Genomic DNA, 13,239 nt, shown 5'->3' on the forward strand with positions numbered 1-13,239 from the left:
TTGTATCCTATGCGAGCCACTAAAGCTGAATTGAAGCTATACCCACTTTTTCTTTAACAGCTTGATTTCATCTTTGTGGGTAAAATTTGCGTCTTTAGGTGTTTCTAATATAAAAGGGATTTTTTTTAGTAACGGAGTTTTGATTAATTGATCAAAATGATCTTCGGAAATGTGGCCATTCTTAAAAATATTGGCGTGCCGGTCCTTACCAGAGCCGGCTGGATACTTGGAATTGTTAAAGTGGATCACACGCAAATTCTTCAAATATCCTAATTCCTTACCGTTTTCAATAAATTCAGGATGGTTCTCGCCATTCCACAGATCGCTTGCAAAAGCATGGCAAGTGTCAAGGCAAAAACCGATTTTCTCGGGAAAATCAACTAGGTTACGAACCTGAACGATCTCTTCCAGTGTTGTTCCGATTGCTCCTGCTTTTCCAGCGTTGTTTTCAAGTAAGATTAAACAATCCCCCTCCCACTTAGCGAGGATCTCATTGAGTATCGAGATCATCAGTTGGTAGCTGGCGAGAGGATCCTTATCACTGACCCTGCCTCCAAAGTGGACAACAACACCAATCGAGCCGCAAGAATCAGCAATTTCCAAGTCATTGAGCAATGACATGATTACCTTTTCCTTCTTTTCATCATTTTCCGGTGTAAGACTTGTTGGATAGGGTGTATGGGCAACTGACTCAAGCTTGTGCTCCTGGCAAAACTCTTGACAAAGCTTCGCGTCAATTTTATTGAAATCCTTAACTGACAGGCTTCGCGGGTTTTTGGGGAAATATTGAAAAGCAGCAGCTTCTATGGCTGCTGCATGTTTTGCTGCTTCCAAGTAACCATGCCTTATACTAACATGACATCCGAATTTCATGAGATCACTTCCGTTCTCCCTGTTACTGATCCTAGGTTGTGAAATTAGGGATAATTCTATACCGGATTTTTTAAACAGCAGCAGCTTTCTTCTGCAATCAATTAATTACTGTTTAAAGGTATAACTGCGATGTCGATTAAGCATGATTTTGTAACAGAAAGTTCTTATCTGAATTTAATATTACTATTTTAGCAGTAGTAAAATTATAGAGTAGACGATCATACATAATGGAGGTTTTCTTATGAAAAGTGCACGATGGTACAATGCCAGGGATATTCGGGTAGAAACAATCGAAGAGCCGCAAATTCAACCGGGTAAAGTTAAAATCAAAGTCGAATGGTGTGGTATTTGTGGCAGTGATTTACACGAATATGCGGCTGGACCAATCTTCATTCCCGTTGAGGTTGCGCATCCGGTCAGTAAGGAATTAGCCCCTATTGTGATGGGACATGAATTTTCCGGAAAAGTGGCCGAAGTCGGCGAAGGCGTAACCAAAGTAAAAGTGGGTGACCCTGTCGTTGTTGAGCCGATTCTTTCCTGCGGTGAATGTGCTGCCTGTAAGAAAGGGAAATACAATCTTTGTGATTCATTAGGTTTCCATGGTTTATCCGGCGGGGGCGGAGGCTTTTCAGAATTCACTATGGTAGATGAGCATATGGTGCATAAAATGCCTGAGGGCCTCTCTTTTGAACAGGGTGCACTTGTTGAGCCCGCTGCTGTAGCGTTACATTCAGTACGCTTAAGTAAATTAAAAGCCGGCGATAAAGCTGCCGTATACGGAGCAGGGCCGATCGGTTTATTGTTGATTGATGCATTAAAAGCTGCTGGTGCTTCCGAAATCTATGCGGTAGAATTATCCCCTGAACGGATTGCCAAAGCGAAGGAACTCGGTGTCACAGCTGTCATTAATCCTGCTGAAGAAGATGTTGTTGCCAAGCTTCAGCAGCTTACAAATGGCGGAGTGGACGTTGCCTTTGAAGTTACCGGGGTCCCGGCTGTGCTCCAGCAATGTATTGACAGTACATCATTTGAAGGTGAGACGATTATCGTCAGCATTTGGGAGTCGAATGCATCAATCTTGCCGAACAATATCGTGTTAAAAGAAAGATCGGTCAAGGGAATCATTGCTTATCGCGACATCTTCCCGGCTGTTATGGAATTGATGAAACAGGGCTATTTTACAGCCGAAAACCTGGTGACTGAACGGATCGCCCTTGATGAAATTGTTGACAAAGGCTTTAACGCCCTGATGAGAGAAAAAAATCAAGTGAAGATTTTAGTGAAGCCATAATAAAGTAGGGTCTGTCTGCTATTAATTGGAGACAGACCCTTTATAGTTCTTGCGCGCTTTGCTTTTCTAATCTTCCATAGTTATTGATTGACCAATATCGCACAAATCCTATCTTCGATTTCTTTTCCTTTTGTATCGTCAAGCAAATTATTCAAAACGATCGAAAAAATTAGCGTTTCGCCGCTTTTCGTATTCACATACCCAGATAGAGAACTGACAGTGGAGATCGTGCCTGTTTTTGCTTTGACATTTCCCTGAAGAGGCGGCGATTTCATGCGGTTTCGCAATGTTCCGCCTGCCATTCTTTCCGACGCACCGGCAACGGGCAATGAGTTCAGAAAAACCGGAAACCATTCTTGTCCCTGCACGGAATACAGCAGACTGGAAAGCTCATTAGCAGGAATTAAATTAACGTGCGATATACCTGATCCGTCCCTTAAGACCAATGTTTCGGTATTCACCCCATATTTGGGCAACTCTGCTTCGATAACTTCGAGTCCTTTTTCCCAGCTGCCTTCACCCTTAACAGTTTTCCCCATTTCCTTGACGAGTGTTTCAGCATGCCCATTGTTGCTTAATTTCATAAAAGGAATGAGCAGTTCGGATAATGGCATCGATTGATGAGCTGAGACCAGCTTCGCGGATTCAGGGGTGGCTCCCGTTTTTACTTTTCCCGATATTCGGATGTGATGCTCTGACAATGATTGTTTAAATAAGTCCAGCGCGTAACCGCTCGGCTCCCACACCGCTACCCATTCTCTTGATCTGCTTGCTTGCAGCGGGACTGTTCCTTCAATTGTAATGGTGTTCGATCCATGCTCCCGTTCAATCTTGATTTCTTTTTTTCCGTCAGCGGGAACGGTTTTTGCGAGGTTTATAATTTCTACGTAATCGGTTTGAGGTGTTAATGAAACCATTGGTTGGTCACCATCTTGGCTGCCGGGATTTACATCGACAATGACGGTCCCGGCATCAAAGTCTTCATTGGGTGAGGCGGTTAAAGCGGATACCTGGGCAGCATAATATTCGGTTTCATCGCTCCATGATACATCGGTCGAGTAGCGGACATCATCGTACCATGTATCATCTCCAATCAAATCACCGTGGATCATTTTAACACCTGATTGTTGTAGTTCTTTCGCCATGTTGTCAAAATCAGTTTTCAGCAGTGTTGGGTCTCCTTTTCCCTTTAAATAAAGATTTCCGCGCAGTATTTTCCCTTTTACAGTTCCATCAGTCAGTAATTCTGTTGTGAATACATGGTTTGGTCCAAGTGTTGATAAGGCTGTTGCTGCTGTAAAAAGCTTCATGTTGGAGGCAGGTCTTAACCGGATATCGCCAATATGCTCATAGATCATGTCGCCTGTAGAAGCAGAACGTACACTAACACCTGCCAGTGCACCTTTCAAGTGCGGATCATTATTTAAAAGTTCGTTCAGCTGCTGGACGAGCGTTCCCCCTTCTTCAGTTGCTTGAACAGGAGGTCCATTTTCATGAATGTAAGGGACAAAAGCCAACACAAAAATCAACATAATGCTTATAATTATTTTCATTTTCTGTTTCATGAGCCATTACCACCTTCCATTTTTGATATGTAACACTTCTTTATGGAAAGGCTTCTTACCTTTATTTTGTTCCTGAGGAAAAAGGACTGTTTTCTGGAACTACCATATTTTACTCAAACCATACCATATATATGAACTCTGATTGACGGCCGGTTTTGTAAATGTGCGTTAATCAGGTTGATACATGGAGCATATCAATGTACAAACCCTCATATACTTTTATGATGATAAAGCAAATATTCTTAACTTACCGGTAAAAAGCTGATAATATATTGAAATAAAGCGAAGATCATTAGGGGTGAAATTATGAGTGTACACGAAGCGATTACAAAGCATGTGAAAAAACAAAATAAAATTATTGATGAATTCCTGGCTTTAGATAAGCAGAGGGAACATTATATTGAAGAAGCGATTATATTGTGCAAACAAGGCAGTGAGTTTACGACAGATAAAATTAATCAAGTGACCGGCGAAATGAATGAACTATCGAAACAAGGAATTGTTCCGCCCCGTAAATATGTCACTGTAGATATGGTAAAAGAATATGTGATGAAGTTGGATCGACGCGGTGATGAAGTTTAATTCCATTGGAGTTATGCCTGTTAATATGCCTGTATACGTTGGGACGTTTAACCAGCTTAAACATTCATTCGATATCAGGATGAAACTGATATTGGATGGACGTTTAACCAGCTTAAACATTCATTCGATATCAGGATGAAACTGATATTGGACAAGGTCGATGCAGCGTTCGCGTGTGAGGGTTATCCCTTCGCTTTCAAGAGACAGCCTTTGAACCATGTAGTGTTCATCATCTTTCAAGCCTATTTCGCCTTTGGAATTGATGACTCGATGCCACGGCAAGTTATATTTTTTGCTCATCGAATGAAGGATTCTCACTACTTGCCTGGCACCGCGAGGGCTCCCTGCCAACCGCGCAATTTGTCCGTAAGTCATAACTGTGCCTTCTGGTATGTTTTTTATTATTGCAATTGCTCTTTCGGTAAATATCCCCATATTTTATCCTTTCCTCTTACTCATTGCTAAAAAACTTTCTTTTTGTTACTCTTTCATTTTAATAAAAATCAATATTTTAAGAAAGCCATTTTGAAACTTACTAAAAAGAGCCGCCACAGTTTTATGGCGACTCTTTGATATTAGTTTGTATTTATGATCCTCGCAGCCCATTCCGGATAATCAATAAACGGGTTTCTGTTTCCCTGCAGTTCATGTATGGCTGCATTTCTGTGTTTTTCATAAATGCTGACCGGAAAGCTGTGATGCCAATCCAGCAAAAAGTTTAGGTCGACTTTCTCTTTGATATTAATTGCGCCTTCGTACCTGATGAAAAAATATAGAGTTGCCCTGGCGACAATTCCTTTACCGTATTCCGGTTCGAATCGCCCGTTTTCTGCCATTCCGCACCCTTCTCTAATTCCAAAAATCCGGCCTTCTGGTGTATAGGAAGGAAAATCAAAGTACGGGAAATTACTTCTCATGCTGTTGCACGAAGGCTCGCAAGCAAAAAGATGGTGCAGGTCTCCTCTCATCGGCTCCTTTTCATCAAACCATGATTGGGGAACAACATGCTCACAATTAAGAATATTTTGTCCGGATAAAGCACCTATTCCCCGACCTTTAATCTGTTCAAGCAGCTTGATATCTTGTTCGATCGTTTTCAGAGCGTCCATCTTTTTCCCGGAATACAAACTCTTCAATTCCCCATTTTCCTGCAAATCTACCCATGGGTAGACGTAGCGGTGCGGAGAATAAGTGAGTTCTGTAAGGTGAGTTTTTATTATAAGCGCTTGGATATCATTCTTTATCAGTTCATTTTCATCGCTTATAGCCCGGTAATAATCTTCCTTTAACGTTGCATCATAATGCTCGTCATAGTATGGCTGCTTTCTATTTGTGATCAAGTGCGCTTTTGCGGCTTCCAGTGCTTGCATTAAATCGTTCATGACGACCCTAACACCTTTGCCTGAAATTCTTGATCAAACACTTTATTTAAATGCTCCAAGACGGTTAAATAGACAAGTCCGTTTCCTTCAAGCTTGGGAGAATGCCCCAACGGTACCGTTCTTTTGATTAGCTGTGCATATAGCTCTGGTTCTGAAAGCTTTCGTTCAAATGCTTTATTGGCTGAATCTTTGATTAAAGCAAGCGCGCCCGCTACGTGCGGAGCAGACATTGAAGTCCCGCTCAACGAAGCGTACTTTCCATCAAGATAGGTTGAAACGATGTTTTCACCTGGCGCGACTAAATCGATTTCGTTATGTGAATTTGTAAATTCCGACGATCGTCGCTCCAAATTGATCGCCCCTACGCTAATAACTTCATTGTAGCAACCCGGGTAGGCAAATTCATCTGTCGAGTCGTTGCCGTCTCCCTCGTTTCCAGCGGCGCAAACTACAAGGATATTGTTTTCTACCGCTTTTTTGATAGCTTCATGCAGTTCAGGATTATCATTTGGACCGCCAAGAGACATTGAAATAATATCTACCTTTTGTTCGATAGCATAGAGTATGCCATTAATGATCCAATCATATTGCCCTGATCCATTTTTATCCAACACTTTTACAATAAGCAGGTTCGCTTCTGGAGCTACACCGATTACCCCGAAATCGTTTCCCTCAGCAGCAATTGTTCCGGCAACGTGGGTGCCATGCCCATTGTAATCCCTGTAAACATTCGCGTTACTACCATCATCGGTTGTAAAGTTGCGCCCGCCAATAATTCGCCCTTTTAGATCTGGATGGCTGATGTCACAGCCCGTATCTAAAGTGGCTACTGTCATTCCTTTTCCTTTCGTCTCTGCCCAAATCTTTGGTGCTTGAATCAATTCCACCCCTGAAGGAACCTCATTAATGCTTTCAACCTGTTGTATCACTTGGTACGGAATCACGCGGACATAATGCTCCATTTCTTTCCCTCCCTATCGATAAAATTGAAGCCGGTTCTGGATGTTGGCTATATTTTAACAATTCTAGCTAGATGAAAACAGTTTCGAATGGAGTGTTGTTTTTATGGATTAATAGATTAGTATGCTACAAAAGTTGGACATTTTGTATGAAACTTTTACTTTTTTTGAGCTTTTATAGTAGCGAGCAAAGAAAGCAAGTCGCGATAAATTTCTACTATCGCATCGATTTTCATTCTCACTAATCCACTCGAAGAAGGCACAACAAAATCGATTGTTCCGTTCACCACAGATTGCTCCTGCTTTCCCCAATTAACATCTTTTTTTTCACTATATTCTTGATATACTCCTTTGCCGACAAAACAAACGATTTTTGGCTTGAATTGCTGAATTTTTTCCCTTAATTGCTGCTTGCCTTTCGTATATTCTTCTTTTGTGATTTCATCGGCAGCTTTGGTGGGCCGCGGAACAATGTTTGTAAGGCCATAGCCAAGTTCTAAAAGCAGATGATCTTCCGTTGTGTGGTATTTTCTTGGTGTTAAGCCTGCCTCATATAATATTTTCCAAAATCGATTATTAGGATTTGCATAATGATGTCCTATCTCTGCAGATCGAATGCTTGGATTAAATCCAACGAAGATCATATCAAGACCTTCTTTTAAGTGATCAGGGATTGGTTCCATTATCGGTCTCTCCTCTTTTGGTTTTTGTAAAATTGTCGTGTATTACTCAGACATAAAAAAAGAGAGCATTTCTGCTCCCCTCAATGTATTACTCAGATACTTTAATTGTCTTAATATCTGCTCCTTGTTTCATGTTAAGAGCATGTTCTAAGCCTTCTGTAACTTTACCAAAAACGGTATGAACTCCATTAAGATGAGGTTGGGGCTCATGTACAATAAAGAATTGGCTGCCTCCTGTATCTCTACCAGCATGAGCCATTGATAAAGACCCTGCTACGTGCTTATGAGGGTTGCCTTCTGTCTCACATTTAATTGTGTAACCAGGGCCGCCAGTTCCATTTTTATTAGGGCATCCGCCTTGACTTACGAATCCCGGGATTACTCTGTGAAAGTTTAATCCATCGTAAAAGCCCTCATTAGCTAGCTTTTCAAAGTTGGCCACTGTGTTAGGAGCTTCCTCAGGGTATAGCTCAAAGCTAAGCTTAGCTCCATCTGCTAATTCTATGTATCCTGTTTTTGCCATTTAAATCATCTCCTTATGTTTAAAAAATCATAGATAATCATAACATTTTTACCGAAAGAAATAAAAGTAACAGCCCTTTTACCAGAATATTGAATAGTGTTACAAATATTTATTATCCTGCACTCTCATCCGAAATGCTGCTATCTATCATTTCATCAAGCCGCTGCAAGCTCCGCATCGCCCGGTCGAGATCTATGTTACGGTAGTGATGCGCTCCACCAGGTTCTTCATCCTTTTCATCGGCGAGCTTAATAATCGTCTGAATAGGAGATCTGACTACTTCACCGCCAGGCAAAAAGGAGTCAGTGTGAAAAAGAATCGCCAGGGCAATGTTCTTTGCCTTGATTGGATTTTCCCCAAGCCGAATTAACAGTTTATGTGCGCGTTCCGCTCCCTTAATAGCGTGAATGTCATTTTGCTTATACAGGTTGTAGTCCCATTTGCCGTTCTTGTACCATGTATAATGGCCAATATCATGAAGAAAACCTGCTTTGGCTGCAATATCAATATCTTCTCCTTGTTCTTTCGCCAAATGAAAAGCATGATAAGAAACGGCAATCGCATGGGCCAGCCCTGATCTTGTTAAATATTTTTGTGCAATTCGATGTTGGAAAATATTTGTTAACGTAACATCGCGCATAGAATCACCTTATTTTAAAATTTCTAACAGGCCCAATGATGATACAAATATAATTCCTTTTTAACAGGTAAAATAAACTCCCTAAATGAATTAGTCATTTCACACGTATCAGTATTGTTAATAATTCCGTTTATTGATCGCTTTTTGCTTGTTCATGACTTCGTATGATTTCTCGATAATATCAGTCAGGACATCACTTTTATAAATACGCCCGATTTTGGTATTTTCCTGATAATAATCGACGATCTCATCCAATTTATCTGCAGTTTCCTTTCCGATTCGTACGTTGAGCTGAATTCTTTCTTTGTTATCCATTATATAGTCTCATTCCTATCTTTGAGATATCATTTGCTAGCAGTTTGCTAATTTAATTATAGCAATAACCTATCCTAGCTTTTTTATGAAAATAAGTCAAAAAAAAAGAACAGTCTAGACTGCTCACTAATTTAATTTCTAATCTCTTCCCACTTATTCCTTATTCTATCTCCGAACTTTTCTAGATCATCGATTCCTTCATTCAATTTCTCTTTCCATTTCGGCATTTCTTCCTTGAGCCTGCCTTCAATTTTCTCAGCCTGCTCTTTTATTGACTCCTGAAACTGCTCTGTATCACTGGATCCATTCAATTGTGTATTTACCGAGTCAGTATTGAAATCACCAGGTTTAATAAATGGTTGCGAATTTTCCATGATCGCCCGAAAGATGGGTACAACAGTATCAGAACTGCTGTTAGGCAAATAGTGTTCCCGATCGGTTTGGTCATAACCAAGCCATACCGCACCGACAAGGGTTGGAGTATAGCCGACAAACCACTGATCTTTTGTCCCGTTGATATCATTATATGGTAACTGGGTGGAGCCGGTTTTTCCGGCGATTTGCAGACCCGGAATGTTTGTACCTTTGCCTGTCCCGGTTTCAACGACATTCAAAAGCATTGAATTCATTTGCTTGGCAACAGCTCTTGTAGTTACCCGTTCTGTTGTTGCTTTTCTTTTCGCAATCACATTTCCGGTTGGACCAACAATCTTCGTAATCAGATGTGAATCAGTTCTTTTTCCGTTGTTGGGAAAAACAGAATATGCTTCAGCCAGCTGTAGCGGTGACACGCCTTTATGCATCCCGCCAAGGGCAATCCCAAGGTATTTATCCTCTTTTTCAACTGGAATGCCAAACCGTTTTAAGGAATCCAGTCCTTTGTCAATCCCAATTTGGTCGAGGAGCCAAACAGCCGGTACATTTAGCGAATTCTCAACCGCTTGGTACATCGGAACGTCGCCTTCATATGTCTTTGAGAAATTCTCGGGTGTATAAGAACCAAAAGACATCGGTTCATCTTTCAGGATCGAAGTAGGCAGGTAGCCTTCTTCAAGAGCCGGCGTATAGACGGCAAGCGGTTTTAGCGTTGAGCCCGGCTGTGCTTTAATATGGGTTGCACGGTTAAAACCGCGGAACACCGCTTCTCCCCGTCCGCCGACAAGCCCGCGTACTCCTCCGGTTTCCGGATCAAGCAACACCGCCCCGCTTTGGACAAGGGCATCTTTTTTACCTCTTGGAAAAAGGGAATCGCGTTCGTATACGGTCTCAAGGCTCGATTGAAGATTCTGGTCCATTTCGGTATAGATCCGGTATCCGCGTGTTAAAATTTCCTCCTGGGTCAGGCCGTATTTGTGAATAGCTTCGTCGAGCACAGCATCTATATAATATGGATATTCGCGTTCGATAAAGCTGCCGCCGCCATCTTCTAGCTGGATCTTTTCGCTTTTTGCACTTTTATATTCATCTGCAGAGATTGCACCGATTTCTTTCATTTTAGCAAGGACAATGTCCCTCCGCTCGATGGCCTGGTCGTAATTCTCGTAAGGATTGTATGCGGAAGGAGCCTGAAGCAACCCTGCAAGCAGGGCGGACTCACTGATCGTGACCTCATTGATCCCTTTGTTGTAATACTTTGTTGCTGCATGGTCAATTCCCCAGGCGCCGCTCCCGAAATAAACTTGATTTAAGTACATTTCGAGAATCTCGTCTTTTTTATAATTGTTTTCAATTTCAATCGCTAAAAATAACTCCTCGACTTTCCGTTTATATGACCTTTCAGGCGATAGCAGTGCGTTTTTCGTCAGCTGTTGGGTAATCGTGCTTCCCCCGCCAGTGATTCTCCCGGCAAACAGATTACGAAAAAATGCCCTGGCAATCCCCTTTATATCAAATCCGTTATGTTCATAAAAACGTTCATCTTCAATGGCAATCACGGCATATTTCATATGTTCTGGCAGCTCTTCAATCGAGACTCCCTCAGTCCGATTTGTTGCCAGTTTGCTGGCGACATCGCCATCTTTATCATAAATAACGGCCGATTGCTTTAAACCGTCCTTTAAAGACTGTACATTTGCGGTGCTTGCCATAAAGGCAAAAAAGAGAATGGATAATAAAATAAATACCAGTAAAATTAATAATAAAATCTGGCTTAAATGTTTATTCTTCCAAAACCGTACAACCGCTTCCCAATAAGGCTGTAAATTTTTCATTTTGTCTCCTTGGCTTTTCATAGATCATTTCTTTTTAGGAATTAAGTATTGTTTCTATTATACCAAATTTAGCTGTTGTTGGATTTCTCCAGATATAACCGCTCCTTTTTACAAGTACAATTACGATTACAGTACTTTTGTCAGGAAAATCCGTTTAGTTGTCATCCGTTGTATAGTGTTCATTTATCTTCAGGTTATCTTCTTCATCTGGAAGAATAACAAAAACCCTCCGTTTTGAAATAAGAGGGCTTTTGTTATTTATGCTTTTATTGATATTTTTGCTCAAACCATTCTTTTGCTTTGTTGACTTCTTCTCTTGTTAGTTCGTGTCCGCCTTCCCCCCAATGTTCCGTGACACTGGCTCCTGCTTGCTGCAGGTTTTCAGCGAGTTCCTTTGTTTCAGCTGCCGGGATAAGCGGGTCCCGTTTTCCGGCTCCTATGAAAACGGATATGTTGCTTAAATCAGGCAATTCCTTTCCTCTAAGTGGAACCATGGCGTGTAACAAAATCGCTCCATGCAAAGATTCTGCGTCATGATACAGAAGACTTGCTGCTATATTTGCGCCGTTGGAGTAACCGAGGGCAACGACTCGGTTGCGGTCAAATCCGTATTCCGTGGCCTTGTCTGAAATAAATTCATTCAGTTCGATCGTTCTAAAAATGAGGTCTTCTTCATCAAAGACTCCTTCAGCCAACCTTCTAAAAAAACGCGGCATCCCGTTTTCGAGTATATTGCCTCTCACACCGAGGATTGACGCTTGTGGTGCGACTATATTTGCTAAAGGAAGTAAATCTTCCTCATTCCCGCCGGTTCCATGAAGAAGGAGAAGCGTTGGTGCATGTTTATCTTTTCCTTTAATAAATATATGCTTCATTCATTTAGCTCCTTTGTCTTACCGCAATTATTCTTTTGTATCAAGCGGCTTGAGTCTTGCTTCAATGGCTTCGCGCCGGTCTTCAAAATAAGGAGGCAAGGACAATTTTTCTCCAAGACTTTCAAACGGTTCGTCACCTTCAAAGCCAGGACCATCTGTTGCTAACTCAAATAAAATTCCATTAGGCTCCCTGAAATAAACTGAACGGAAATAATATCTTTCCACAAAACCTGAATTGGGAATTCGCAGCTCTTTCAATAGCTCTGCCCATCGTTTCAGTTCTTCCTCATTTTCTACCCTGAACGCGACATGGTGCACGCTGCCGCGGCCCGGCCTTTCAACAGGAAGATCCGCTCGTTCCTGAAGGTGTATTTCAGCTCCGGTTCCGCCTTCTCCTGTCTCATACACAAAAACTTGTTGATCACCTTCGTTATATGTACCCTTTTCCCTGAAACCCATCACCTGAGTTAAAATATTCGTGGTTGCTTCAAGCTGGCCAACAGTTAATAGTACAGGTCCGAGTCCGCGTACGGCGTGTTCAGCAGGAACCGGGCTTTTATCCCATGGATGTCCGCCAGCCACACCTTTGTTATTTTGATCGGAAACAAGTATTAACCGCTGGCCTTCAAAGTCACGAAAAGCAAGTGTAGCGCGTCCGGTTGCATTCGATATTTCATCATGGTCAACTCCCAGCTCGGCAAACCGATTTTTCCAGTATGTTAAGGAGTCGTCGGTTGGAACCCTTAAAGAAGTGGCAGAAATACTGTTGGTACCGTGATAAGTGTTTCCGGCATTTGGAATTTCAAAAAAGGTTAAATCGGTGCCGGGGTTTCCCCGTTCATCGGCATAAAACAAATGATAAACAGAGGTATCATCCTGATTAACTGTCTTTTTAACGAGGCGAAGGCCTAATGTTTTTGTATAAAATTCATAGTTGCGTTTTGCATTCGCAGTGATTGCCGAGACGTGATGCTGTCCTTTTAATGGTTTTAAATTCATATAAGTTCACCCTTTATCGTTTAATCTTCAGTCTGTGCCATATTCATCTATTTCACTATATTTTGTTTCTTTCATTTTGGATCAAGCGAAAAGGAAAAGCAACTAAACGGTTTTGAACAATGAAAATGTGTATTGCTTGTTTGTTAACGGGCTTCGTGTTATAATAGTTAAGCGATGAGCTAAATTGAGTAAGTCGGCAGACATTAAATGCACGATGTGGCGTGCAGTCCAGCCGCCTCAATACGCAAAAGATCCCTTTATGGGGTCTTTTTTTATTTCATGCGTGCCCAGCAAGCCGTTAATTGCTAGTTGGTGAAAGTCCAACCCGAGTAAGTGTCAAGA

14 protein-coding genes are annotated in these 13,239 nt (G+C 41.6%); 2 read left to right on the forward strand and 12 right to left on the reverse strand.

All coding sequences use genetic code 11. The features are described 5' to 3' along the window. Positions 1–36: 36 nt before the first annotated feature. The gene (locus CU635_RS20710; RefSeq protein WP_101579271.1) at positions 37–873 is read right to left on the reverse strand and encodes a deoxyribonuclease IV; all 837 of its coding nucleotides are present in this window, start codon (positions 871–873) and stop codon (positions 37–39) included. 241 nt (positions 874–1,114) lie between these two features. Between CU635_RS20710 and CU635_RS20715 the strand changes: the two genes are divergently transcribed. Beyond that, on the forward strand, positions 1,115–2,164 hold the full coding sequence (locus tag CU635_RS20715; RefSeq protein WP_101579272.1) for a 2,3-butanediol dehydrogenase: 1,050 nt from the start codon (positions 1,115–1,117) through the stop codon (positions 2,162–2,164). 80 nt (positions 2,165–2,244) lie between these two features. On the opposite strand, the gene dacB is transcribed toward CU635_RS20715, so the two are convergent. Beyond that, complete coding sequence (dacB, locus tag CU635_RS20720; RefSeq protein WP_101579273.1) at positions 2,245–3,729, reverse strand: D-alanyl-D-alanine carboxypeptidase/D-alanyl-D-alanine endopeptidase; 1,485 nt, start codon at positions 3,727–3,729, stop codon at positions 2,245–2,247. Between the two features lie 306 nt (positions 3,730–4,035). On the opposite strand from dacB, the gene CU635_RS20725 reads away from it, so the two are divergent. Further along, positions 4,036–4,311 carry a YpbS family protein gene (locus CU635_RS20725; protein ID WP_101579274.1) on the forward strand — a complete coding sequence of 92 codons (276 nt, stop codon included), beginning with the start codon at positions 4,036–4,038 and terminating at the stop codon, positions 4,309–4,311. 120 nt (positions 4,312–4,431) lie between these two features. Here the strand turns inward: CU635_RS20725 and CU635_RS20730 are convergent, their stop codons facing one another. From CU635_RS20730 to CU635_RS20775, 10 genes are all read right to left on the reverse strand, one after another. Next, complete coding sequence (locus tag CU635_RS20730; RefSeq protein WP_101579275.1) at positions 4,432–4,746, reverse strand: MGMT family protein; 315 nt, start codon at positions 4,744–4,746, stop codon at positions 4,432–4,434. A 140-nt stretch (positions 4,747–4,886) separates the two neighbouring features. Then, positions 4,887–5,693, reverse strand: a complete 807-nt coding sequence (locus CU635_RS20735) for an endonuclease I family protein (protein WP_101579276.1) — start codon at positions 5,691–5,693, stop codon at positions 4,887–4,889. Further along, positions 5,690–6,655 carry a S8 family peptidase gene (locus CU635_RS20740; protein ID WP_101579277.1) on the reverse strand — a complete coding sequence of 322 codons (966 nt, stop codon included), beginning with the start codon at positions 6,653–6,655 and terminating at the stop codon, positions 5,690–5,692. Before CU635_RS20740 ends, CU635_RS20735 begins: the two co-directional genes overlap by 4 nt. Before the next feature lie 155 nt (positions 6,656–6,810). After that, positions 6,811–7,335 carry a G/U mismatch-specific DNA glycosylase gene (mug, locus tag CU635_RS20745; RefSeq protein WP_101579278.1) on the reverse strand — a complete coding sequence of 175 codons (525 nt, stop codon included), beginning with the start codon at positions 7,333–7,335 and terminating at the stop codon, positions 6,811–6,813. A gap of 88 nt (positions 7,336–7,423) precedes the next feature. Continuing rightward, the gene (locus CU635_RS20750) at positions 7,424–7,858 is read right to left on the reverse strand and encodes a peptidylprolyl isomerase (RefSeq protein ID WP_101579279.1); all 435 of its coding nucleotides are present in this window, start codon (positions 7,856–7,858) and stop codon (positions 7,424–7,426) included. A gap of 112 nt (positions 7,859–7,970) precedes the next feature. Then, positions 7,971–8,498: an HD domain-containing protein gene (locus tag CU635_RS20755; RefSeq protein ID WP_101579280.1), complete on the reverse strand. Its 528-nt coding sequence runs from the start codon at positions 8,496–8,498 to the stop codon at positions 7,971–7,973. A gap of 117 nt (positions 8,499–8,615) precedes the next feature. Beyond that, positions 8,616–8,813 carry a hypothetical protein gene (locus CU635_RS20760; protein WP_101579281.1) on the reverse strand — a complete coding sequence of 66 codons (198 nt, stop codon included), beginning with the start codon at positions 8,811–8,813 and terminating at the stop codon, positions 8,616–8,618. Positions 8,814–8,944: 131 nt separating this feature from the next. After that, positions 8,945–11,023, reverse strand: a complete 2,079-nt coding sequence (locus CU635_RS20765) for a transglycosylase domain-containing protein (RefSeq protein WP_101579282.1) — start codon at positions 11,021–11,023, stop codon at positions 8,945–8,947. Between the two features lie 266 nt (positions 11,024–11,289). After that, the gene (locus tag CU635_RS20770) at positions 11,290–11,898 is read right to left on the reverse strand and encodes an alpha/beta hydrolase (protein ID WP_101579283.1); all 609 of its coding nucleotides are present in this window, start codon (positions 11,896–11,898) and stop codon (positions 11,290–11,292) included. 27 nt (positions 11,899–11,925) lie between these two features. Continuing rightward, positions 11,926–12,897: a ring-cleaving dioxygenase gene (locus tag CU635_RS20775; protein WP_101579284.1), complete on the reverse strand. Its 972-nt coding sequence runs from the start codon at positions 12,895–12,897 to the stop codon at positions 11,926–11,928. Positions 12,898–13,239 lie beyond the last annotated feature (342 nt).

Source organism: Bacillus canaveralius (genome assembly GCF_002860125.1).
Classification (GTDB): Bacteria; Bacillota; Bacilli; order Bacillales; family Cytobacillaceae; genus Bacillus_BJ; species Bacillus_BJ canaveralius.